Source organism: Massilia sp. NP310 (assembly GCF_019443485.1).
In the GTDB taxonomy this organism is placed as follows: Bacteria; Pseudomonadota; Gammaproteobacteria; order Burkholderiales; family Burkholderiaceae_D; genus Telluria; species Telluria timonae.
This window is the reverse complement of sequence record NZ_CP080379.1, coordinates 1,217,947-1,241,683: the sequence shown is the minus strand read 5'-3', so window position 1 is coordinate 1,241,683 and position 23,737 is coordinate 1,217,947. Positions and strand designations below refer to the sequence as shown.

Genomic DNA, 23,737 nt, shown 5'->3' with positions numbered 1-23,737 from the left:
GGCGCGACTGCGGCGGTTCATGCGGCATGGGTGCGCCGCACAGCGCTGGGGTGCACGGATGACAATAGAGCATTGAGCGGGCAGGTCGTTGGGCTTGGCTAAACGGACGCACACATATGCGTGCCCGGGCGGCGTTTGGCCGCATTCGTCGCACCATCGTGCATTTCGTCGCAAACCGCATGCCGTGCAGAAGGGGCGGCGCTAGCATCGTGCATTCGCGATGAGCTGACCGACAGGACCATTGAAAGCACGCATGCATCCACGACTGCTGTCCAGGATTTCCCGATTTAGCCCGCTACTGGCGACCTTCCTCCTTGCCTGCGGGCCGGTGGCTGCGGCGGATGGCGCGCCGCAGCCCATCAGCGCGGCGCAGTTTCGCGAGGATATCGCCTTCGTCCGCGCCATGATCGCGCGCATGCATCCGGATCCCGGCTTCTCGACCGATCCGCCGGCCCTGCACCGCGCGCTCGACCGGATGGCGCACGAGGCGCCGCTCACGCTCACGCGCGACGAGGCCTGGCGGCGCCTGGCAGCGGTCAATGCGCTGCTGGCCGACGGTCACTTCTTGATCGGCTATCCGGACTGGCGCAAGGAAACGCGTGCGTGGCTGGCGCAGGGCGGCGGCCTGTTTCCGGTCGAGGTGAACGTCGATCCGGATGGCGCACTCCATCTGTCGACAGCGCCGGCCCGGGTGGTCTCGGTCAATGGCGTGGCCGCAGGGGAGCTCGTGTCGACCCTGTCGTCCATGGTGCACGGCGATACGCCGCGATTCCGGGCAAACCTGCTGGGCCAGCGCTGGTGGCTGTACTACTGGAAGCGGTTTGGCGCTCCCGAGACCTACGAACTGGTGCTGGAAGAGGAGGGTGTGCGGCGTACGGTCACCATGTCCGCACGACGCACGCTCCCGCGCGTCCTGGAACAGGAGGCACGCCAACCCTTTGATCTCGCGATCGACCGGGATGGCCGCGCAGTGCTGACGGTCGACACCTTCGGCCTGGCCGATCCCGCGCCATTCCTGGCGTTTACGCGCGACGCCTTCGCCCGCATCCGGGCGCAGGGTGTGACCAGCCTGGTGATCGACGTCAGCAAGAACGGTGGAGGCGACGACGTGGTGTGGCTGGACGGCTTGATGCCGTATCTGGCCACGCAACCCTACCGGACCGGCTCGAGCTATCGCGGCCTGGCGCGCGCTCTAGCGGGTGCGCCGGCCAAGCCCATGCAGGGAGAAATCGCGACCTGGCGCCAGCCGCAGCCGGATAATCCGCTGCGCTTCGCGGGCAAGACGTACGTACGGATCGGACCCGGCACCTATTCGTCCGCCATCCTGTTCGCCAACGTGATGCACGATTTTGGCTTCGCGACCCTGGTCGGCGCGGGCGGCGCCGCCAGGCGCTCGCAATCGGGCGGCATCCGCGACGTCGTCCTGCCGCACAGCGGCCTGGCGCTGACCCTGCCGCGCTTCATTCTGGACCCGCCTTCCGGTCGTGCGCCGGAGTCGCTTCTCGAGGAGAATGCGGCAGGTTCGGGCAACTAGCGGGTCTTGCGCCGCTCGCGCAGCCAGTAGCCCAAGCCCAGCACCGCCAGCCATACCGGAATGAGGAATACCGAGATGCGCAGGCCGGGCGTGAGCAGCATCACGACCAGCAGGAGGGCGACGAATCCCAGGCAGACGTAGTTCGACAGCGGGAACCAGGGGCTGCGAAAGCTCGTCTTCGCGCCGAGCTGGTCCTTGCTGCGGCGAAAACGCAGGTGGCTCCACGAAATCATGGCCCAGTTCAGGACCAGGGCGGTCGTGGCCAGCGTCATCACCATGCCCAGCGCTTCGCGCGGCAGGAAGTAATTGATCAGGATCGCCGAGCCGGTGGCCACGGCCGACACGCCCAGGGCCACCAGCGGCACGCCGCGCCGGTTGGTGTACTTCAGCGACGCCGGCGCGTTGCCCTGTTCGGCCAGGCCGAACAGCATGCGGCTGTTGGCATACACGCAGCCGTTGTACACCGACAGCGCGGCGGTCAGCACGACCAGGTTGAGGACGTTGGCGACCCAACCGCTGTCGAGCGCCTGGAAGATCAGGACGAAGGGGCTGCCGCCCGTGACCACCTTCTGCCACGGGTACAGCATCAGGAGCACGGCCAGCGCGCCGATGTAGAAGATCAGGATCCGGTACAGCGCGTTGTTGGTGGCGCGCGGGATCGTGCGCGCCGGGTCGTCGGCTTCGGCGGCGGTGATGCCGATCAGCTCCAGGCCGCCGAAGGAGAACATGATCACCGCCATCGCCATCGCGAGGCCGGCCACGCCGTGCGGGAAGAAGCCGCCGTGCTGCCACAGATTGGCCACGCCGGCCTCGGGGCCGGCGCCACCGCCCACCAGCAGGTAGACGCCGAACACGATCATGCCGACCACCGCGACCACCTTGATCACGGCGAACCAGAATTCCATTTCGCCGAAGGCCTTCACGTTGAGCAGGCTGATGCAGTTGACCAGCACGAAGAAGCCGAGTGCCGAGACCCAGGTCGGCAGGTCCGGGAACCAGTACTGCATATAGATGCCGAGCGCGGTCAGCTCGGCCAGGCTGACGAGGATGTACATCACCCAGTAGTTCCAGCCCGAGACGAAGCCGGCCCAGCGCCCGCAATACTTGTCGGCGAAGTGGCTGAAGGAACCGGCCACCGGCTCGTCGACGATCATTTCGCCGAGCTGGCGCATGATCAGGAAGGCGACCGCGCCGGCGATCGCATAGCCCAGCAGCACCGAGGGGCCGGCCATCTGGATGGTGGAGGCGATGCCGAGGAACAGGCCGGTGCCGATGGCGCCCCCGAGGGCGATCAGCTGGATGTGGCGGTTCTTCAGCCCGCGCTTGAGTTCGTTGTGCCCGTCGGCCATGGTCCGTCTCGTGGTCTTGCCAGAAAGACAGGGATTCTACTGCATCCTTTGGGCCAGGCAAACCTGCGCCGCGAAGTGCGGGCTCGGGCTATGCTGGCGGCAACGGCATGTCGCCGATCACCAACGAGGAGAAACCATGCGCAAGATGATCATGATGGCCCTGGCCGGGCTGATCTGGAAACAGTTTCAAACGAAGGTAATGAAGCGTCCACCGGCGCCCAAGCGCACCTGGCGCTACTGATCCGTCGCGTTTAATCCGTCATACGCTGTGCGGCAGGCCGAGGTTGCGGTTTGCCGGCACGGCGACGTCCATCATGCGCGGGCGCGGCAGGTCGAGCGCGGCCATCAGCGCGATGAAGTCGTCGCGGCTGCGGTTGGCCAGGCGCGCATTGTGGCGCCGCTCCCAGCCGATGGTCGACACCGACTGGCCCTTGTAGTCGTGGCCCGGCCACACCCGCACGTGGTCGTCCAGGGCGAACAGCTTGCCGGTGACGCTGTCGTACAGGCTCTCCGAACTGCCGCTCTGGAAGTCGGTGCGACCGCAGCCGTCGATGAGCAGGGTGTCGCCGGTGAACAGATTGCCGCGCCACAGATAGCACATGCTGCCGGCCGTGTGGCCGGGCGTGTGGATCACGGCGATGTGCTCGTGCAGGCCGAAGCGGACCTGGTCGCCATCTTGCAGCTGGACTTCGGCCGGCGGGATGTCGCAGCCGCTCGGCACGCAAGCCTTGGCTCCCGTCTGCGCGCGCAGGCGGCCGGCCGAGGTCACGTGGTCGGCATGGGCATGGGTTTCCAGCACGTGGGTCAGGCGCAGGCCGAGGCGCTCGACATGCGCCAGGTCGCGTGTGAAATGGCGGTCGACCGGGTCGATGATGACGGCATCAATGCTGCCCGGCGCGGCCAGAATATAGGTGAAGGTCGACGATTCGGCGTCGAACAGCTGGATCGGATTGACTTGCATGGATAGCTCCTCGGTTGCCGCGCTGTTGTACCACAAGTCGCCGGCGGCGGGTAGGCGCTTCAGGGCCGCAGGCTGGCCAGCTTGTCCTTCAGCGTCGCCTCCGACAGCTCGCCGACGTGACGCAGGCGCAGCTTGCCGTCGGCATCGTAGAACAGGGTGGTGGGATAGCCGGCGGCGCCGGTGCGCGCCGCGACCTGGCCGGCCGGATCGATCACGACGTTCTGCAGGCGCAGCTGCTGGGTGGCCAGGAAACGCCGCACGACCACGCTGGACTCGCCCTGGTTGACGAACACGAAGCCGATGTCCGGGTTGGCCTGCTGCGCCGCCTGCATGGCGGGCATCTCGCGCCGGCATGGTGGACACCAGGTGGCCCACAGGTTGACCACCAGCGGGCGACCCGCCAGGCTGCGCAGCAGCACCTCGCTGCCGTCGAGCCGGCGCACCATCAGGTCCGGCATCGGCGGACGCGGCGGCGCCAGCGCCTGGGCCGCCACCAGCCCGCCGATCCAGACCGCGCCGCCGGCCAGCACGCTGGCCAGCAGCGGACGGCGCAATTCGGCGCGGCGCCGGGTCAGTTCGGCGCCGATCACGCAGGCGACGATCAGGCCGGCCACCGGCTCGAAGCCGCCGTCGCGGATGTCCAGCGCGCTCCATGGCGCCTTGATGTAGATGTCGTGGTGCTTGAGGACGAACACGGCGCGCGCGGCGACGAAGCCCGCCACGATCATCCGCCACAGCACCGTGCCGGCGTCATGGCCGCGCCGGCGGCGCAACCAGTCAGCCGTGGTGGTCGCCGCCAGCAGGGCCAGCACGACCAGCGCCGCCGACAGGGGAATGATGAGGGGGCCGAGCCTGACGACGTCCATGCCGATCCTTGTGCGGTTCAAAGCATGAGTATACGTGGATGCCGGGCGCGGCGTGCGAGCGACTGATCAGGTCTCTTCGGCGACCGGTTCCGGCGCGGGCAGCTGCGCCACCAGGATGCGGTCGATGCGGTTGCCGTCCATGTCGACCACCTCGATCCGGTAGCCGTCCCATTCGAAGAACTCGGACGTCTTGGGGATGTAGCCGAACTGGTACAGCACGAAGCCGGCCAGCGTGTGGTACGCCCCGGTGCCTTCGTCCGGGAAGCGCACGTCGGTGTTCATCAGGTCGCGGAAGCGGTCGAGGTCCACGCCGCCGTCGAGCAGCCAGCTGCCGTCCTGGCGCTGCACCGCGTCCGGATCGTTCTCTTCGCCGATCACGGTGACGTCGCCCACCAGGGCGCTCATCACGTCGGACAGGGTGACCATGCCCTGGATGTCGCCGTACTCGTCGACGATCAGGGCCAGTTCGGCGCGGTTCTTCTTGAACAGCTCGAGCAGCACCATCGCGCTCACGGTCTCGGGCACGAACAGCAGATCGGACACCGCATCCTCGATGTTCACCGCCTCGAGCGAGCCATGGCGCACCGACTGCGCCAGCAGGTCGCGCACCTTCACGTAGCCCAGGATCTGGGCGCGGTCGCCGCGGTACACGGGGAAGCGGCTGTAGGTGTGGCAGCTGATCAGCTCCAGGATGTCGCGCCGCTGGGCGTCGAGGTCGATCATGACCAGGTCGACCCGCGGCGTCATGAGCGCCTTCAGGTGGCGGTCGTCCAGGCGCAGCGCGCGCGAGACGATGTCGTACTCGGTCTTTTCGAACAGGCCGGCGTCGGTGCCTTCCTTGAACATGCCCGTGATGTCTTCCTCGGTCGGCGCTTCTTCCTTGGCGTCGTGGATGCCGAACAGGCGCACGATCGCCTCGGTGGTCAGCGACAGCACCTTGACGAACGGCGACATGATCACCGACAGCATGTTCAGCGGCGGGGCGATCAGGGTCGCCATCGTCTCCGGATGGCGCATCGCGATGCGCTTGGGCACCAGCTCGCCCAGGACGATGGAGAAGAAGGTGATCGCCAGCACCACCACGAACAGCGCGATCTCGTAGGCGTAGGGCGCCAGGAAGCCGATGGTCTCGATCTGCGGCGTCAGGCGCGACACCAGCGAGGCTTCGCCGAAGGCGCCGGTGAAGATGCCGATCAGGGTGATGCCCACCTGGACGGTGGACAGGAAGTGGCTGGGATTGTCGGCCAGCGCGATCGCGGTGCGGGCGCCGCGGCTGCCTTCTTCGGCGCGCCGTTCCAGGCGCATGCGCTTGGCGGAGACGAGCGCGAGTTCGCTCATCGCGAACACCCCGTTCAGCAGGATGAGAACGAGGATGATCAATATGTCTGACATGCTGGGCTCTTGCCCCATGACCGGTCGTGCCGGGCCGTGGCCGGGCAGGCCACCATGGCCTGCCCGCGAATCATGGCATAAATGACAAAATCCGGGAACACCGCTGCGTGCGCTGCGCGCTTCACTGCCGGCTCAAGGCTCCAGCCGGAAGTGCTTGCGGATGCCGGCCCAGCACTGCTGGTAATCGCCCTGCAGCTGGGGCGAGGCCAGCGCCTGCGCCGTCGGCGCCAGGGCGGCGCGGGTCTCGAACATGAAGGCCATGGTGTCGCCCACCTTGTGCGGACGGCTGGTATCCAGGCTGCTGGCCTTGTCGAAGGTGGCGGCGTCCGGGCCATGGCCGCTCATGCAGTTGTGGATGCTGGCGCCGCCCGGCACGAAGCCCTCGGCCTTGGCGTCGTAGGCGCCGTGGATCAGGCCCATGAATTCGCTGGCCACGTTGCGGTGGAACCAGGGCGGGCGGAAGGTGTCCTCGGCCGCCAGCCAGCGCGGCGGGAAGATCACGAAGTCGATCGTGTCCACGCCCGGCGTGTCCGACGGCGACTGCAGCACCAGGAAGATCGACGGATCGGGGTGGTCGTAGCTGATCGAGCCGATCGTATTGAAGTGGCGCAGGTCGTATTTATAAGGCGCGTAGTTGCCGTGCCAGGCCACGACGTCCAGCGGCGAGTGGCCGATCGGCGCGCGCCACAGGCGGCCGCCAAACTTGCTCACCAGTTCGAAGTCGCCTTCCAGGTCTTCGTAGCGCGCGCTCGGCGTCAGGAAGTCGCGCGGGTTGGCCAGGCCGTTGGAACCGAGCGGGCCGAGGTCGGGCAAACGCAGGAGGGCGCCGAAGTTTTCGCAGATATAGCCGCGCGCCGCGCCGTCGGGGAGCAATACCTGGAAGCGCACGCCGCGTGGGATCACGGCGATTTCCTGCGGCTCCACCTCCAGCAGGCCCAGCTCGGTCGCGATCGACAGCCGGCCAGATTGTGGTACGAGCAACAATTCCCCGTCCGCGTTATAGAAATAGCGGCCATCCATGCCGCGATTGGCCGCGTACAGATGGATGGCGCAGCCGCTCATCGACTCGGGCGAGCCGTTGCCGGCCATGGTCACCCAGCCGTCGATGAAATCGGTCGGAGCATGAGGCATCGGCAAAGGGCTCCAGCGCAGCTGGTTCGGCGGCACCGGCGTATCGAAACGGCCCACCAGGCGCGGGGCGTCCAGCGGCGCGAAGCTGCCGTGCACCGCCGCCGGACGGATGCGGTACAGCCACGAGCGCCGGTTATGGCTGCGCGGGGCGGTGAAGGCGGTGCCGGACAGCTGCTCGGCGTACAGGCCATAGGCCACGCGCTGCGGTGAATTGCGGTGCCGGGGCAGGGCGCCGGGCAGGGCTTCGGTGGCGAACTCGTTGCCGAAACCGCTCATGTAGGCTGACGGATGGCCGGGTTCGTGGCTCATGGGGTCTCCTGGACGGTGGATAGCATCTTCGATGGCGCCACTCTAGAATAATCCGCCATGTTTTACGAGATGAATAGATAAATGTAGACTATTCATATTATCAATATTACTGTCGGGCGAGCACCGGGATGTGGACAATGCGTGTCACGCCGGTCCGGCCGGCAGCCCGGGAAATCCATGATCGAAGCACACGATATAGACCTGAACCTGCTCTCGGTGTTCCAGGAGGTATACAGGGAGCGCCAGATCTCGTCGGCCGCCCGGCGCCTGGGGCTGTCGCAGTCGGCCGTGAGCAATGCGCTGGCGCGGCTGCGGCGCAGCTTCGGCGACGAGCTGTTCGTGCGCACCGCCAGCGGCATGCAGCCCACGCCGCTGGCCAGCCAGATGGCCGAGCCGATCGGGGCGGCGATGGCGCAGGTGGCGCTGGCCCTGAACCAGCGCAGCCGCTTCGAGCCGGGCACCAGCAACCGCCGCTTCATGCTGGCCATGACCGACGTCGGCGAAGTGTATTTCATGCCGACGCTGATCGAGCGCTGCCGCCAGCTGGCGCCCCACGTCGAGATCAGCTCGGTGCGGGTGGGAATGCTGTCGCTCAAGGAAGAGATGGAAGGCGGGCGGGTCGACCTGGCGGTCGGACCGTTCGAGGACGTGTCCGAGGCGCTGTACCAGCGCCACCTGTTCCGCCAGCCGTTCGTGGCCATGTTCCGCAAGGGGCACCCGCTGGCGCGGGGCGAACTGACGCTGGAGCGCTTCGCGCAAGCCGAGCATCTGCTGGTGGACGCGGCCGACAGTCCCTACGACCGGGTGAACGCGGCGCTGGCCAGGGCCGGGGTCGGACAGACAACGAAATTCCGGGTGCCGCATTTCACCGCGGTGCCGTATATCGTGAGCACGAGCGACCTGGTCGTGACGGTGCCGCAAAAACTGGCCGAGCGCGCGGCCGTGCCGTTCGGGCTCGAATGGGCGACGCCGCCGCTCGACCTGCCGCCGCTGCAGACGAATATTTTCTGGCACCGCCGCTTCAACCAGGATCCGGGCAACCAGTGGTTGCGCGGACTCCTGGCCGACGTGTTCGCGGAAACGTGAGTCAATAACAATGCTTAACTAAAGGAAGAGACAATGGCAGACCTGTTCGACAATCCGATGGGCCTGATGGGCTTCGAGTTCGTGGAGTTCGCATCGCCCACGCCGGGCGTGCTGGAGCCGGTGTTCGAGGCGCTGGGCTTCACCAGGGTGGCAACCCACCGCTCCAAGGACGTGGCCTTGTTCCGCCAGGGCGGCATCAACTTCATCGTCAACAACGAGCCGAAGAGCTATGCCGCGTATTTCGCGGCCGAGCACGGCCCGTCGGCCTGCGGCATGGCCTTCCGCGTCAAGGACGCCCACAAGGCTTATGCGCGCGCCCTGGAACTGGGCGCCCAGGCGGTCGAGATCCCGACCGGCCCCATGGAACTGCGCCTGCCGGCCATCAAGGGCATCGGCGGCGCGCCGCTGTACCTGATCGACCGCTTCGACGAGGGCAAGTCGATCTATGACATCGACTTCGAGTTCATCGACGGCGTCGACCGCAACCCGGTGGGCCATGGCCTGGCCATCATCGACCACCTGACCCACAACGTCTACCGCGGCCGCATGTCCTACTGGGCCGGATTCTACGAGAAGCTGTTCAACTTCCGCGAGATCCGTTACTTCGACATCAAGGGTGAATATACCGGCCTGACCTCGAAGGCGATGACGGCGCCGGACGGCAAGATCCGCATTCCGCTGAACGAAGAAGGCAAGGCCGGCGGCGGCCAGATCGAGGAATTCCTGATGCAGTTCAACGGCGAGGGCATCCAGCACATCGCGCTGCTCACCGACGACCTGATCGCCACCGTCGACAAGCTGCGCGCGGCCGGCGTGCCCTTGATGGCGCCGCCGCCGGACACCTATTACGAAATGCTGGATGAGCGCATCCCGGGCCATGGCCAGGATGCCGAGGCGCTGAAGATGCGCGGCCTGCTGCTGGACGGCGCCGTGAAGGACGGCCATGCGCGCCTGCTGGTGCAGATCTTTGGCGTGCCGCAACTGGGGCCGGTGTTCTTCGAGTTCATCCAGCGCAAGGGCGACGACGGCTTCGGCGAAGGCAACTTCAAGGCCTTGTTCGAGTCGATCGAGCGCGACCAGGTCAAGCGTGGCGCGATCGCCGGGGCGCAGGCGACGGCCGAAGCCTGACGCTTTGCGCGGCCAGCGTACGCACGCACGGCCGCGGGATTTGCTATCCTGTACACTTTTCGGCGGCCGGGTGCGCTACGCGGCCGCCGTCCTGCGTCAGGAGTAGAGGTATGCTGGCTGCGTTCGCGGTCCTGTTGTTGTTCCAGTGCCTGGGCGAAGGCATCGTATTCGTCTTCCATCTTCCCTTGCCGGGGCCGGTCGCCGGCATGCTGCTGTTGATGGCGGCGTTGCTGGCCATGCCGAAGCTGCAGGCGCTGGTCGAGGGGGCCGCCAACACGCTGCTGTCGCACCTGTCGCTGCTGTTCGTGCCGGCCGGCGTCGGCATCCTGGTCGCCGCCAGCAGCGGCAGCGGCCACTGGATCGCGATCCTGGCCTCGCTCGTGGTCAGCACCGTTCTGGCCCTGGCCGTGACCGGCCTGATCCTGCGCGGGATGGACAATCCAACCAGGGATGGCGATGCCTGATTTCGCCGAGTTCAGCCATTTCTGGGTCTATCTTTCCGCCTCGCCGCTCCTGGGCCTGACCATGACCCTGTGCGCCTACCTGGCGGCGCAGCGCATCTTCGCCCTGTGCAAGGCCTCGCCGCTGGCCAATCCGGTGGCGATCGCGGTCGCCCTGATCGTGGCGCTGCTGTGGCTCATCGGCATGTCCTACGAGCGCTATTTTGCCGGCGCCCAGTTCGTCCACTTTTTACTCGGCCCGGCCACCGTGGCGCTGGCGGTGCCGCTGGTGCGCCAGTTGCCGCGCCTGCGCCGCGCCGCCTTGCCGCTGGGCGCCGCGCTGCTGGCCGGCAGCGTGACGGCGATCGTGTCGGCCGTGGTGGTGGCGCTGCTGCTCGGCGCGACGCCGGAGCTGGCATATACGCTGGGACCGAAATCGGCCACCTCGCCGATCGCGATGGCGGTGTCCGAGCGCCTGGGCGGCATTCCGGCGCTGACGGCGGCGCTGGTGATCGCGACCGGCATCTTCGGCGCGGTGTTCGGGCGCTACGTCTTCATGCTGCTGGGCGTGCGCTCGGACGCCGCCTGCGGCTTCGCGCTGGGCCTGGCCTCGCACGGCATCGGCACGGCGCGCGCCTTCCAGGTCAGCCCGGAGATGGGCGCCTTCGCCGGCCTGGCGATGGGCCTGAACGGCGCGCTGACCGCGCTGCTGGCCCCGTGGCTGGTGCCGCTCGTGATGGCCTGGATGTCCTGAAGCTACGCTGCGCCGCAACATCGGGCGCCGCGTTAAGCTCGCTCCATCAATCACGATGGAGCAGATCTTGACGACTTACAAGACGATCAGCCTCGCCATCCAGGGCGGGGGAACCTACGGCGCCTTCGGATGGGGCGTGCTCGACCGGCTGCTGCAAGAGGACGACCTGCTCATCGACGCCCTGAGCGGCTCGAGCGCCGGCGCCATCAACGCAGTGGTGCTGGCCGACGGCTACGCGCGCGGTGGCGGCCGCGAGGGCGCGCGCCGCGCCCTCGACCGGTTCTGGCGCACCCTCGGCAGCGCGGCGGTCCTGAGTCCGCTCCAACGCACGCCGCTCGACCGCATGGCGCCCACGTTTACGATGGAATTCTCGCCGGCTTACCACCTGCTCGAGATGATGGGGGCGCTGATGGGACCGGTGCGCGAAGGTCCGCTCACCCTCAATCCTCTGCGTAACTTCCTGACCACCATGATCGATTTCGAGCGGGTGCGCGACTGCGAAGAACTGCAGCTGTTCATCGCCGCCACCAATGTGCGCACCGGAACCGGCAAGCTGTTCAGGCGCGAAGAAATGGACGTGCAGCGCCTGGTGGCCTCCGCCTGCCTGCCGACCGTATTCGCGGCGGTCGAGGTGGAAGGGGAGATGTACTGGGATGGCAGTTATGTCGCCAATCCGCCGCTGGATCCGCTGATGCGGCACTCGACCGCCAGCGACCTGATCATCATCCAGAACAACCCGATCGCGCGCAGCGACATGCCGACCAATATCGCCGACATCGCCAACCGCTCCAACGAAATCGCGTTCAACATCAGCTTCGTGCGCGAAGTCAGCGCGCTGCGTTACCTGAACGGCTTGCCCGACGAGGTCCGCGGGGCCGGGGCGGCGCCCAACAGCAAACACCTGCACCTCATCAGCGGCAACGAATTCCTGCAGGATCACGGCATCTCGGCCAAGATGAATGCCGAGATGCCCTTCCTGCAGATGTTGCACGACCAGGGCGTCAAGACTGCCGACCTTTGGCTCAGGGAGCAGGGCGCCCATCTCGGGGTCAAGTCGACGCTCGACCCGATGCCGGTGTTCTTCCCGGATCAGATCTGAATGTAAACACGCCGCCGGTCTTGCGAGCGGCGGCGTTATCAGTCAGCGCAACAGCCGATCAGGTATTCGCCGGCTGCGTCTTCCAGGTATTCTTCTTCGGCTTGAGCGCGAACGCCGCCAGCAGGGCGCCGGCCACGCCGACCACCATCGCCGCGGTGCTGCCCGAGAAGCCGACGATGTGTTCCTTGGCCAGCTTGCCGGCCTTTGGCCCCACCAGCTGCATGCGGCGGCGCGTCATCTCGGCGCCCATCTCGGCCAGGCGCTGCTTGCCCAGGATCGCCTCGGCGTCCGGCAGCAGCTTGGTTTCTTCCTCCGCCACGTGGTGCATCACGTCGCGCATCAACTCCATCACCAGGTCGTCGTGGCGCGGATCGGCGCCCGAGGTGGCGCGTAGCTCGGCGATCAGGCGGCGCATTTCATCGTGCTCGGGCTCGGCCTCATGGATGAAGGGCTCGCTGCCGTCGCGCCGGCGCATCACCGGGTAGAAGATCTCTTCTTCGAGCGTGGCGTGGATTTCCAGGCCATCACAGATGGTATCGGCCAGCGCCTTCTTGACGGTCGGGCTCTTGTCCTTCGAGTACTGGTGGAAGGTGACCATCACGTGCGAGTGGTCGAAGCGGATCATGTCTGTAATGCTTGGGCTCAGTTGCTTGAGATTCATGGTAATACCCCCGTTCGTGATTGTTTGAACAATATGGTAGACCGGCCCCGCCACCGATGACTGTAGGAGCGCGTGCCGGAGGCGTGTCAGTGACCGGCCCACCCGGGCGCACGCATGAGACGGCAGATGGACTTGATTCGGGGATTGTTTATTTGGAATAACAGATTGTCACATTTGTCCTACAAGGACACGGGAGTGCTCCTGACGGTCAATCCATTGTCGACCTGAGAACATGGGGTCATTGAGCTACCGATCCCGGCGGTAGCCTATCCATTGGCAGTGCACGCAGGTCGCGTGGCTGCCGAGGTTGATACGAACCTTCCACTTCAATCGGAGATACCTGTCATGTTTGCACACAACAAGCGCTTGCAATATACAGTCCGTGTCAGCGAGCCGAACCCGGCCCTGGCGAACCTCATGCTCGAGCAGTTCGGCGGACCGCAGGGCGAGCTGGCCGCGGCCATGCGCTACTTTACCCAGGCTGTCGCCGAAGACGATCCAGGCCGCAAGGACATGCTGTTCGACATCGCGACCGAGGAGCTGAGCCACCTGGAGGTGATCGGCCACATCGTCGCCATGCTGAACAAGGGCGCCAAGGGCCGCCTGGCCGAAGCCATCGACACCGAGGCCGAAATGTACCGCGCCATTACCGGCCCGGGCAACGACAGCCACATCACGCAAGTGCTGTATGGCGCTGGCGCTCCGCTGACCAACTCGGCCGGCGTGCCATGGACCGCCGCCTACATCGACTCGATCACCGAGCCGACCGCCGACCTGCGCTCGAACATCGCCGCCGAGGCGCGCGCCAAGATCGTCTATGAGCGCCTGATCGCGCTGACCGACGACCCGGGCGTGAAAGAGGCGCTGGGCTTCCTGATGACGCGCGAAGTGGCGCACATGAAGTCGTTCGAGAAGGCGCTGTACGCGATGGAGCCGAACTTCCCACCGGGCAAGATGCCCGTGGTGCCGGCCTTCGCCAGCGTTTACTACAATATGTCGCAGGGCCCGGGCGAGGTGCGCGGCGCCTGGAACCAGGGCGCCGACTGGGACTTCATCAGCGACCGCGAGAAGCAGATGGCCGTCGACGGCGGCTCGGGCGAGGCCGAAGTGGCCCTGCCGACCGGCGACATCGACGTGCTCAAGCAGATGGCGATGCGCACCATGTCCGACCCCTCGGCCACGCCGCGTACCGGCTCCGAATTGGGCATGATGCAATCGGCAACTGGTGGTACGATGGGTGGATCGGGCGGTAATGCCATGGGCGACGCCAACGTCGGTTCCAAGGGCGGTCCGCTCGACGACACCGGTGTCGGCAACCCGATGGGCAGCGGCAAGCCGCTGAAGTAATACCCGCCTCGTAGTACGGCCGCGCCGGCGGCCGCCCACGCGGGGAGCGGGGCGGCCTGGCGCGGTCTTTGACAGGAATATGCATGGATATCCAAACCGACAAGAGCAACCACCCTCGTGGCCTTCCGCGCTGGCTGACCCCACGCCGCGCCATCGGTTTCGGCATCTGCGCCATCGGCTTCCTCGTCCTGCTCGGCAGCATGATCGAGCAGATCATGAATGCCAATCCCAAGATGCTGGCGGCGCTGGCGGGAGGCAGCACGGCGGCGGCGGCGACCGCACTGGGCACCCTGCCGGTCCTGTTCGCACAGAATTTCACCAAGCGCACCTACGATTGCTTCCTCGGCTTCGGCGCCGGCGTCATGCTCGGCGCCACCGCGTTTTCCCTCGTGATTCCCGCCCTGAGCGCCGCCAAGACGGCCGGCGCCGGCAACTGGGAATCGAGCCTCATGGTCGGCGCCGGCATCATGTTCGGCGCCGGCGCCATCCTGCTGCTCGGGCGCGCGGTGCGCACCGAGGGCATCCTGTCCAACGAGCCCGACAAGGTGTCGCTGCGGCGCGCCTGGCTGTTCGTGTGGGCCGTGGCCCTGCACAACCTGCCCGAAGGCCTGGCGATCGGCGTGGCCTTCGCCGGCATCGACGTCGAGAAAGCCACCTCGCTGGCCACCGGCGTGTCGATCCAGGACGTGCCCGAAGGCCTGGTGGTGGCGCTCGCGCTACACGCCGTCGGCTACAGCCGCCTGACCGCGGTCGCCATGGGCGTGGCCTCGGGCCTGGTCGAGCCGATCGCCGCAGTCTTCGGCGTGGCCCTGATCGGCATCTCGGCCGGCCTGCTGCCGTATGCGCTGGCCGCCGCCGCCGGCGCCATGCTGCTGGTGATCGTCAACGACGTGATCCCCGAATCGCGCCAGTCGGGCAACGGCACCCAGGCCAGCATCGCGCTGATCTTCGGCTTCATCCTGATGACGGTGCTCGACACGGCGCTGTCGTGAGATCCGGCGACCGTTGACCGCTGTAGTGGGATGGTCGTAGGATAAAGATCATCCCATCCCTGCAAGTACGGCATGACCATCCCCTCCAAACGGGAACAAACCCATCAGCGCATCCTCGAGGTCGCGGCGCGCGCGCTGCGGCGCAACGGTTTCGCGGGCGTCGGCGTGGCCGACGTCATGAAGGGCGCCGGCCTGACCCACGGCGGCTTCTATGCCCACTTCGACTCGCGCGAGGCGCTGCTGGTCGAGGCGCTCGAGCATGCCGATGCGGCGTCCACGGACAATCTCGATCGCCGCACAGCTGCCTTGCGCGCGGACGGTGCCAGCCCGCTGGCCGCGCTGGTCACGGCCTACCTGTCCGAAGAACACCTGGCTGCCCGTGAGTCGGGCCTGGGCTGCGTGGTCGGCGCGCTCGGCTCGGAAATGGCGCGCCAGGAAGCGCCGCTGCGCGAGGTCGCGCGCAGCCGTATCGAGAGGCTGGTGCGGCAGGTCCAGGCGGCGCTGGAAGAAGAAGGGCGCACCGACGCCGCTGGCCAGGCCCTGGCGTTGGCCGGCGCGATGGTCGGCGCCCTGCAGATCGCGCGCACCTTCGGCCCCGACCCGCAGGGCGGTGCGATGCTGGCGGCCAGCCGGCAAGCCTTGCTGGCCCAGTACCTGCGCTAGCGTCGCCAAATCCAGCCCTGTCAGTACGCAGCCCATTTTTCTGGACTAGAATATGATGATCGTCATATTCGATGACGCCACCGACCAGAAAGGGATAGCCATGCAACTCGACAATGCCACCGTCCTCGTCACCGGCGCCAACCGTGGCCTGGGCCTCGAATTCGCGCGCCAGGCGCTCGCGCGCGGCGCCAGGAAGGTCTATGCGGGGGGGCGCGATCCCGCCAGTGTCACCCTGGCCGGCGTCACCCCGGTCCGGCTCGACGTCACGGATCCAGGCAGCGTGGCGGCGGCGGCGCGCGAGCTGGGCGACGTCGGCCTGGTCATCAACAACGCCGGCATCGCCCATTTCCAGCAGGTGCTGGCGGACGGCGTCGAGGATTCGCTGCGGGCGATGCTGGAGACGAACGTGTTCGGCATCCTGGGCATGAGCCGGGCTTTCGCGCCCGTGCTGGGCCGCAATGGCGGCGGCGCCATACTGAACGTGCTGTCGGTGGCTAGCTGGATCAGCTCGCCTGCGCTGGCAGCCTATGGGGTCTCGAAGTCGGCGGCCTGGGGATTGACCAATGCGCTGCGCAACGAGCTGCGCGGGCAGGGCACGCAGGTGCTGGCTCTGCATGTCGGCTTCATCGACACCGACCTGACGCGCGACATTGCATTGCCCAAGCTGGCCCCGGCCACCGTGGTGGACCGCGGCTTTGCGGCGCTGGAAGCGGGCGCGGACGAAGTCATGATCGACGAACTCACGCAGACGGTGAAGGCCGGGCTGTCGCGCGTTCCAGGCATCTACACCGAAGAGGTCAGGCGCAACAATGCGTGAGTAATGCACGGTCCGGCGCCGGGTATACTCGGGCCATATGCCCCGAACCCGACCACCGCGCCACGATGCGAACAGCCGCCTGGAGGGCCTTGCCCTCACGCTGTTGCTCCATGCGGCGCTGGTGGCCGGCTGGCAGCAGGCGCGCAAGATGCGGCTGCCCGTGCAGCCCGAACCCGAGTTCGTCCAGTGGGTACGGGTGGCGCCGCGCCTGCCCGAGGCGGTGGTGGCCGAAATCATCCCTGACCGGCCGCGCGCGCATGCCGCGCCACGACCCATGGCATCTTCCGCGCCGCCTGCGCCGGCACGAGAAGCCATTGCGGCCCCCGTTCCGGCCGAGGCCGTGGCTGCGCCGGCGCCGACTACCGAGCCGGCTGCCGGCGCTGCGCGCCAGATGATCGAACAAGCCATGCGCGACGCCGGCGCCATGGACCGCGCCGTGCGCAAGGACAGCAAGCCGACCATCGTCGCGCCGCCGGACAGCCCGCAGATCCGCATGGCGAACAAGTTCAGGGAAGCCGCCGCGCTGGCGCCGAACAAGTGGTACGAGGCGCCCAAGATCGTCGAACTGGTCAACGATGGCGGCGATGGGGCGCGCCGTTTTCGCGTCCTGACGGCCCTCGGCATCTATTGCATCACGGAGCGCTCGCCGGCCACCAGCATCGACATGATCGAAGAGCACGGCAAGCAGCGGATCACCAACTGCGGCCACGAACACGAGCAGCCGGCCAATCCCCAGGAATGGCGTACGGCGCGCGACTGAGTCGCCCCGCGATGCGCCCCCCCATAAAAAAACGACGGCCCCGCAGGGCCGCCGTCATATCACGTCAAGCGACAGGCATCAGTCGCGAATCTCCAGCTTGCGGTTCAGGCTCAGCGCCGCCAGCGAGACGACCGCGCCCGACAGCAGGTACAGGCTGACGTAGCCCAGGCCGAAGTGGGCCGACAGGCCGAGGGCGACCAGCGGTGCGAAGGCCGCGCCGACCAGCCATGCCAGGTCGGACGTCAGGGCCGCGCCGGTGTAGCGGAAACCCTTCTGGAAGTTCGAGGTGGTCGCGCCCGCCGCCTGGCCGTAGGAGAAGCCCAGCAGGGTGAAGCCGATCAGGATGAAGGCGTTCTGGCCGCCGGTGCCGCTATTGATCAGGAACGGGATCGAGGCCGAATACAGGGCGATCAGCGCCGCCGCGGTGCCGAGGGTGGTGCGGCGACCGAGCTTGTCGGCGACGATGCCCGAGATCAGCATGGCGACCGCTGCGAGACCGGCGCCCCACATCTGGATGTGCAGGAACTCGTCCATCGGACGGGTATCGTAGAGCTGGATCCACGACAGCGGGAACACGGTCACCAGGTGGAACAGGGCGTAGCTGGCCAGGGCAGCCATGGCGCCGATGGCGATATTGCTGCCTTGCTTGCTCACCAGTTCGCCGACCGGGGCTGGATCGAGGTGATGCGAGTCGAGCAGGCGCGAGTACTCGGGCGTGCTGGCCAGGCGCAGGCGGGCGAAGGTGCCGACCACGTTGATGGCGAAGGCCACGAAGAACGGGAAGCGCCAGCCCCAGGTCAGGAAGTCTTCTTCGGCCGTATAGGTGATCAGGAAGGCGAAGATGCCGGCCGCGATCACGAAGCCAAGCGGTGCGCTCAATTGTCCGAGCATCGCGTACCATCCGCGCTTGTTCTCGGGTGCGCTGAGCGCCAGCAGCGACGGCAGCCCATCCCACGAACCGCCCTGGGCGAAACCCTGGGCGATACGCAGGGCCGCCAGCAGGATGATCGCGGTGGCGCCGATTTCACTATAGCTCGGGAGCATGGCGATGACGACGGTGCTGGTACCCATCATGAGCAGCGAGATGCCGAGTTTCATGTCGCGGCTCCAGCGCTTCTGGATCGCCATGAACACGACCGTGCCGATCGGGCGTGCGATGAAGGCGAGGGCGAAGATGGCGAAGGAATACAGCGTGGCGTCGAGCCGGTCGGCCCATGGGAAGAAAATGGCAGGGAAGACGAGCGCCGACGCGATTGCGTACGTGAAGAACTCGAAGTATTCCGCCGCACGGCCGATGACCACGCCGACGGCGATGTCGCCGGGACTGACGTGGGCATCCCTGGCATTGATGTTGCGAGCCCCGCTGTGCGGGTGTGTGATTGGAGCGGCCCCTGCGCCGCCGTACGTCGTCGTGCTTTGCATATTGTGTTCTCCAGAGAAGTCGACGGTCGCCACTGTTGTTGAAATTACATTTCGGCAAAGGTGGGACAATGTGTCCAATGTTCTTCGGCGACCGTTGGCATTACAGTAGCATGTTCTCCTTCCATGTAACGTTAGATACCTAGCATGATTCCTAAAATTGTCCGCCGCGGACTCCCATTACTTCCGCTTGCAGCGCTGGCCGGCTGCAACACGGTCGTCATGAATCCCACCGGCGATATTGCGAAGCAGCAGGCCGATCTGATCACCATATCGGTTGTGCTGATGTTGTTGATCATCGTCCCTGTGATGATCCTGACTGTCCTGTTCGCCTGGCGCTATCGCAAGAACGCCAACGCGAAGTACGAACCCGATTGGGACCACTCGACCAAGCTCGAGCTCATCATCTGGGGCGCTCCGCTCCTGATCATCATCGTCCTTGGCCTGATCACCTGGGTCAGCACCCACAAGCTCGATCCTTACCGTCCGCTCGAACGCCTGGACGAACACCGTCCGATCCCGGCATCGACCAAGCCGCTCGAAGTGCAGGTCGTGGCGCTGGACTGGAAATGGCTGTTCATCTATCCGGAGCAGGGCATCGCCTCGGTCAACCAGCTGGTGACCCCGATCGACACCCCGGTGCGCTTCAAGATCACCGCTTCGACCGTGATGAACACCTTCTATATCCCGACCCTGGCCGGCATGATCTATGCGATGCCGGGCATGGAGACGGAACTGAACGCGGTCCTGAACAAGACCGGTGACTACCGCGGCCTGTCGGCCAACTTCAGCGGCGACGGTTTCTCGCACATGAAGTTCGCCTATAAAGGCGTCACCAACGAAGAGTTCAACACCTGGGTGCAGGAAATGAAGGCCAATCCGGCCGTCCTCGATCGCGCCGACTACCTGGTGCTGGAAAAGCCGACCGCCAAGGAGCCTGTGCGCCACTATGGCCAGGTCGAGCCGGCGCTGTTCAACCGTGTCGTCAACCGCTGCGTGGCGGAAGGCAGCATGTGCATGAACCAGCAGATGCACGAAGACGAGAAGCGCAACCAGATGGCCGCCGCCATCCGCCAGCAATCGCAGGGCGGGAAGTCGCAGTTGGCGGAAGCGCTGGAAATGTGCGTCGCTCCTATTAATACCTTGATGAAGTAATCATGCAAGAATCATTCGACTTGACGAAGTTCATCTTCGGTCGGCTGGGCTGGGACGCGATCCCGCTCCATGAGCCGATTCTGATCGCTACCTTCGCAGGCGTGATCGTCGGCGGCCTGGCCCTCGTGGCCATCCTGTCGTACTTCCGCCTGTGGGGCACCCTGTGGAAGGACTGGATCACCAGTATCGACCACAAGAAAATCGGGATCATGTACATGATCCTGGGCCTGATCATGCTGCTGCGCGGCTTCGCCGACGCCCTGATGATGCGCGCCCAGCAGGCGATCGCCTTCGGCGACAACGCCGGCTTCCTGCCGCCGCACCACTACGACCAGATCTTCACCGCCCACGGCGTGATCATGATCTTCTTCGTGGCGATGCCGTTCGTGACGGGCCTGATGAACTACGTGGTGCCGCTGCAGATCGGCGCGCGCGACGTGGCCTTCCCGTTCCTGAACAACTTCTCGTTCTGGATGACCACCATGGGCGCCGTGCTGATCATGGCATCGCTGTTCGTGGGTGAGTTCGCACGCACCGGCTGGCTGGCGTATCCGCCGCTGTCGGGCATCCTGGCAAGTCCGGGTGTCGGCGTCGACTACTACATCTGGGCGCTGCAGATCGCGGGTGTCGGCACGACCCTGTCGGGCGTCAACCTGATCGTCACCATCATCAAGATGCGTGCGCCGGGCATGGACCTGATGAAGATGCCAGTCTTCACCTGGACCTCGCTGTGCACCAACATCCTGATCGTGGTCACCTTCCCGATCCTGACCGCCGTGCTGGCCATGCTGGGCATGGACCGCCTGCTCGACACCGCGTTCTTCACGAGCGACCGTGGCGGCAACCCGATGATGTACGTCAACCTGATCTGGATCTGGGGTCACCCGGAAGTCTACATCCTGATCCTGCCGGCCTTCGGTATCTTCTCCGAAGTCGTCTCGACCTTCTGCGGCAAGCGCCTGTTCGGCTACACCTCGATGGTGTACGCGACCTGCGTCATCATGGTCCTGTCGTACCTGGTGTGGCTGCACCACTTCTTCACCATGGGTTCGGGCGCCAGCGTCAACGCGTTCTTCGGCATCACGACGATGATCATCTCGATCCCGACCGGCGCCAAGATCTTCAACTGGCTGTTCACCATGTACCGCGGCCGTATCCGCTTCGAACTGCCGATGATGTGGACCGTGTCGTTCATGCTGACCTTCGTGATTGGCGGTATGACCGGCGTCATGCTGGCCATCCCGGCGGCCGACTTCGTGCTGCACAACTCGCTGTTCCTGATCGCGCACTTCCACAACGTCATCATCGGCGGTGTCGTGTTCGGTATCTTCGCCGGTATCAACTACTGGTTCCCGAAAGCCTTCGGCTACAAGCTGGACCGTTTCTGGGGCCTGGTCTCGTTCTGGCTGTGGTCGATCGGCTTCTGGGTCGCGTTCACCCCGCCGTACATCCTGGGCTTCATGGGCTACACCCGTCGCGTCAGCCATTTCGACGATCCTTCGGTGCAGTGGCTGTTCCAGATCTCGTTCGTGGGCACCCTGATGATCGCTGGTGGTATCGCCGCGCTGCTGATGCAGGTCTATGTCAGCTTCCGTGACCGCAACACCGCTCGCCTGCGTGACTTCACCGGTGATCCGTGGGAAGGCCGTACGCTGGAATGGTCGACCTCGTCGCCCCCGCCGGACTACAACTTCGCGTTCACCCCGGTGGTGCATGACAACGACACCTTCGCCGACATGAAGAAGAACGGCTATCGTCGTCCTCTGAAGGACTTCGTGGCGATCCACATGCCGAAGAACACCGGCGCCGGTTTCGTGATCTCCGCGATCTCGTGCGTGGTCGGCTTCGGCATCATCTGGCACATGTGGGCGCTGACCGTGGCTTCCTTCGTCGTCATGATGGCCGCGATCATCATCCATACCTTCAACTACAAGCGCGACTACTACATTCCGGCCGAAGAAGTGGCCCGTACTGAAGCAGAGCGCACCCGTATGCTGGAAAGCCATGTCTGAACTTAAAGCAACTGTAACCGGCGGCAGCGTCGCCGACGACGTGAGCGGACGTTACTTCGTCCGCGACCACCACCCGGAGCAGGGCACGCTGCTGGGCTTCTGGCTCTACCTGATGAGCGACTGCCTCATCTTCGCGTCCCTGTTCGCGACCTACGCGGTGCAAGGCCGCTCGTACGCCGGCGGTCCGACCGGCGCCGAGCTGTTCGAGCTGCCGCTGATCGCGCTGAACACCGCGTTCCTGCTGGTGTCGTCGCTGACCTTCGGCTTCGCCATGATCGCCGCGCAAGCGAAGAACCTGGCCAAGACCCGCATGTGGCTGGTCGTGACCGGCATCCTGGGCCTGGCCTTCCTGTGCGTGGAAATCTATGAGTTCCAGCACCTGATCCACATGGGCGCCGGTCCGCAGCGTTCGGGCTTCCTGACCGCGTTCTTCGCGCTGGTCGGCACCCACGGCCTGCACGTGACCTTCGGCTTCATCTGGCTGGTGACCCTGTTCTTCCAGTTGGGCAAACACGGCCTGACCCCGGAGAACTTCCGTCGCCTGTCGTGCCTGTCGCTGTTCTGGCACTTCCTGGACCTGATCTGGATCTTCGTCTTCACCTTTGTCTACCTGATGGGAGTCCTGCCATGAGCGACCACCACGACCACGGCCATCATGGCCACGACGTCTACGTGACGCACTACAGCGCCAAGGACTACATGATCGGCTTCGCCCTGTCGGCGATCCTGACGATCATTCCGTTCTGGCTGGTGATGGGCAACGTGCTGGCGCCAGAGACCACCAAGTGGGTCATCCTGGCCTTCGCCGGCGTGCAGCTGATCGTGCAGATGATGTACTTCCTGCACCTCAACTCGAAGTCGGAAGGCGGCTGGAACATGATGGCCGCCATCCTGACCATCGTCATCCTGGTCATCGTGCTGGCCGGTTCAATCTGGGTCATGCATCATATGAATTCGAATATGATGCCTGGCATGGGTCCGAACAGCACCCACGACATGACCTAATGGCAGCAGTGCACGAACAGCCGGCGGCGCCGGCGCATCCTCAGCGCTCCGCCTTCGCGCGGCGCGCCCTGGCGGTGGCGGCCCTGCTGCTGTTCGTGCTGTTTGCCGGTCTGGGGACCTGGCAGGTGTTTCGCCTGCAATGGAAACTGGACCTGATCGAACGCGTCGACGCACGCGTTCATGCGGATCCCGTTGCGCCGCCCCTGGCGTCGCAATGGCCGCAAGTCTCACGCGAGTCCGATGAATACCGGCGCATACGCCTGTCGGGCCGCTATCTCTACGAATTGACCACACCGGTGCAAGCGCTGTCCGAGCTCGGCGCCGGTTTCTGGCTGCTCACGCCGTTCTGCACGGAAGAGGGCCACATCGTTCTCATCAACCGCGGTTTCATCCCGTCGAGCGGCAATATCGCGCAGCAGTACCCGCCCAACAAGGCCGCTGGCGACCCGTGCGCGGCCGCCGCTGGCACGCCGGTCGCGGTCACCGGCCTGCTGCGCATCGCCGAACCGAAAAGCGGTTTCCTGCGCGACAACGACCCCGTCAACAACCGCTGGTATGCGCGCGAAGTCGGCGCCATCGCCGCCGCGCGCGGCCTCGACCCCGCGAAGGTCGCGCCGTTCTTCGTCGACGCCGGCAAGGGCCAGGACCCGAAGGACGCGCCGGAAACGGCGGTCGGCGGCCTGACCGTGATTTCTTTCCCAAATAATCACCTCGTCTACGCGCTCACTTGGTATGCTCTGGCCCTGATGGTGGCCGCCGCCACGTGGTGGGTCGCCCGCTACGAGGCCAAGCGCGGCGCCACCGACGATTGAGGCGGCCGGCGCACGCCGAACCGCCGCACGGACCGCAGCTCAGAT

General features: G+C 65.8%; 23 protein-coding genes. 16 read left to right on the top strand and 7 right to left on the bottom strand.

The features are described from left to right. Positions 1-253: 253 nt before the first annotated feature. Positions 254-1,534 carry a S41 family peptidase gene (locus KY496_RS05575; RefSeq protein WP_219864161.1) on the top strand — a complete coding sequence of 427 codons (1,281 nt, stop codon included), beginning with the start codon at positions 254-256 and terminating at the stop codon, positions 1,532-1,534. Here KY496_RS05575 and KY496_RS05570 read toward each other — a convergent pair. The 5 genes from KY496_RS05570 to hmgA all read right to left on the bottom strand — a co-directional run bounded on the left by KY496_RS05570 (position 1,531) and on the right by hmgA (position 7,542). After that, positions 1,531-2,883: an amino acid permease gene (locus KY496_RS05570; RefSeq protein WP_219864160.1), complete on the bottom strand. Its 1,353-nt coding sequence runs from the start codon at positions 2,881-2,883 to the stop codon at positions 1,531-1,533. The genes KY496_RS05575 and KY496_RS05570 overlap by 4 nt on opposite strands. Positions 2,884-3,142: 259 nt before the next feature. Next, on the bottom strand, positions 3,143-3,844 hold the full coding sequence (locus KY496_RS05565) for an MBL fold metallo-hydrolase (protein WP_219864159.1): 702 nt from the start codon (positions 3,842-3,844) through the stop codon (positions 3,143-3,145). A 59-nt stretch (positions 3,845-3,903) separates the two neighbouring features. Beyond that, a complete protein-coding gene (locus KY496_RS05560; RefSeq protein ID WP_184236097.1) occupies positions 3,904-4,710 on the bottom strand; it encodes a TlpA disulfide reductase family protein in 807 nt (268 codons plus the stop codon). A 66-nt stretch (positions 4,711-4,776) separates the two neighbouring features. Further along, entirely contained in the window at positions 4,777-6,102 is a 1,326-nt protein-coding gene (locus KY496_RS05555; RefSeq protein WP_005670726.1) for a hemolysin family protein, read from the bottom strand. Positions 6,103-6,234: 132 nt separating this feature from the next. Continuing rightward, entirely contained in the window at positions 6,235-7,542 is a 1,308-nt protein-coding gene (gene hmgA, locus KY496_RS05550; RefSeq protein WP_219864158.1) for a homogentisate 1,2-dioxygenase, read from the bottom strand. A gap of 177 nt (positions 7,543-7,719) precedes the next feature. Here hmgA and KY496_RS05545 point away from each other — a divergent pair, with 177 nt between their 5' ends. From KY496_RS05545 to KY496_RS05525, 5 genes are all read left to right on the top strand, one after another. Then, on the top strand, positions 7,720-8,628 hold the full coding sequence (locus KY496_RS05545) for a LysR family transcriptional regulator (protein WP_219864157.1): 909 nt from the start codon (positions 7,720-7,722) through the stop codon (positions 8,626-8,628). A gap of 33 nt (positions 8,629-8,661) precedes the next feature. Continuing rightward, positions 8,662-9,756: a 4-hydroxyphenylpyruvate dioxygenase gene (hppD, locus tag KY496_RS05540; protein ID WP_219864156.1), complete on the top strand. Its 1,095-nt coding sequence runs from the start codon at positions 8,662-8,664 to the stop codon at positions 9,754-9,756. A 110-nt stretch (positions 9,757-9,866) separates the two neighbouring features. After that, entirely contained in the window at positions 9,867-10,220 is a 354-nt protein-coding gene (locus KY496_RS05535; RefSeq protein ID WP_219864155.1) for a CidA/LrgA family protein, read from the top strand. Next, a complete protein-coding gene (locus KY496_RS05530) occupies positions 10,213-10,950 on the top strand; it encodes an LrgB family protein (protein ID WP_219864154.1) in 738 nt (245 codons plus the stop codon). The genes KY496_RS05535 and KY496_RS05530 overlap by 8 nt, the downstream gene beginning before the upstream one ends. A gap of 67 nt (positions 10,951-11,017) precedes the next feature. Beyond that, entirely contained in the window at positions 11,018-12,049 is a 1,032-nt protein-coding gene (locus tag KY496_RS05525) for a patatin-like phospholipase family protein (protein WP_229520434.1), read from the top strand. A 58-nt stretch (positions 12,050-12,107) separates the two neighbouring features. Here the strand turns inward: KY496_RS05525 and KY496_RS05520 are convergent, their stop codons facing one another. Next, complete coding sequence (locus tag KY496_RS05520) at positions 12,108-12,710, bottom strand: hemerythrin domain-containing protein (protein WP_184236118.1); 603 nt, start codon at positions 12,708-12,710, stop codon at positions 12,108-12,110. A gap of 345 nt (positions 12,711-13,055) precedes the next feature. On the opposite strand from KY496_RS05520, the gene KY496_RS05515 reads away from it, so the two are divergent. From KY496_RS05515 to KY496_RS05495, 5 genes are all read left to right on the top strand, one after another. Beyond that, positions 13,056-14,057 (top strand): manganese catalase family protein, encoded by a 1,002-nt coding sequence (locus tag KY496_RS05515; RefSeq protein ID WP_005670742.1) that lies wholly within the window; start codon positions 13,056-13,058, stop codon positions 14,055-14,057. A gap of 83 nt (positions 14,058-14,140) precedes the next feature. Beyond that, positions 14,141-15,049, top strand: a complete 909-nt coding sequence (locus tag KY496_RS05510) for a ZIP family metal transporter (RefSeq protein ID WP_071362729.1) — start codon at positions 14,141-14,143, stop codon at positions 15,047-15,049. A 72-nt stretch (positions 15,050-15,121) separates the two neighbouring features. Beyond that, complete coding sequence (locus KY496_RS05505) at positions 15,122-15,712, top strand: TetR/AcrR family transcriptional regulator (RefSeq protein ID WP_219864152.1); 591 nt, start codon at positions 15,122-15,124, stop codon at positions 15,710-15,712. A 100-nt stretch (positions 15,713-15,812) separates the two neighbouring features. After that, a complete protein-coding gene (locus KY496_RS05500) occupies positions 15,813-16,529 on the top strand; it encodes an SDR family oxidoreductase (RefSeq protein WP_219865058.1) in 717 nt (238 codons plus the stop codon). Positions 16,530-16,566: 37 nt separating this feature from the next. After that, positions 16,567-17,289, top strand: coding sequence for a hypothetical protein (locus KY496_RS05495; RefSeq protein WP_219864151.1), 723 nt, complete (start codon positions 16,567-16,569; stop codon positions 17,287-17,289). 78 nt (positions 17,290-17,367) lie between these two features. Here the strand turns inward: KY496_RS05495 and KY496_RS05490 are convergent, their stop codons facing one another. Beyond that, a complete protein-coding gene (locus KY496_RS05490; protein WP_219864150.1) occupies positions 17,368-18,711 on the bottom strand; it encodes an MFS transporter in 1,344 nt (447 codons plus the stop codon). A 144-nt stretch (positions 18,712-18,855) separates the two neighbouring features. Between KY496_RS05490 and cyoA the strand changes: the two genes are divergently transcribed. From cyoA to KY496_RS05465, 5 genes are read left to right on the top strand one after another with little or no spacing between them, the layout of a single operon-like run. Continuing rightward, positions 18,856-19,863, top strand: a complete 1,008-nt coding sequence (gene cyoA, locus KY496_RS05485) for a ubiquinol oxidase subunit II (protein ID WP_005670754.1) — start codon at positions 18,856-18,858, stop codon at positions 19,861-19,863. Between the two features lie 2 nt (positions 19,864-19,865). Beyond that, positions 19,866-21,875: a cytochrome o ubiquinol oxidase subunit I gene (cyoB, locus tag KY496_RS05480; RefSeq protein WP_005670755.1), complete on the top strand. Its 2,010-nt coding sequence runs from the start codon at positions 19,866-19,868 to the stop codon at positions 21,873-21,875. After that, complete coding sequence (gene cyoC / locus KY496_RS05475) at positions 21,868-22,506, top strand: cytochrome o ubiquinol oxidase subunit III (protein WP_005670756.1); 639 nt, start codon at positions 21,868-21,870, stop codon at positions 22,504-22,506. Before cyoB ends, cyoC begins: the two co-directional genes overlap by 8 nt. Then, positions 22,503-22,880 (top strand): cytochrome o ubiquinol oxidase subunit IV, encoded by a 378-nt coding sequence (cyoD, locus tag KY496_RS05470; RefSeq protein WP_005670758.1) that lies wholly within the window; start codon positions 22,503-22,505, stop codon positions 22,878-22,880. The genes cyoC and cyoD overlap by 4 nt, the downstream gene beginning before the upstream one ends. Further along, positions 22,880-23,692, top strand: coding sequence for an SURF1 family protein (locus KY496_RS05465; protein WP_219864149.1), 813 nt, complete (start codon positions 22,880-22,882; stop codon positions 23,690-23,692). Before cyoD ends, KY496_RS05465 begins: the two co-directional genes overlap by 1 nt. Positions 23,693-23,737 lie beyond the last annotated feature (45 nt).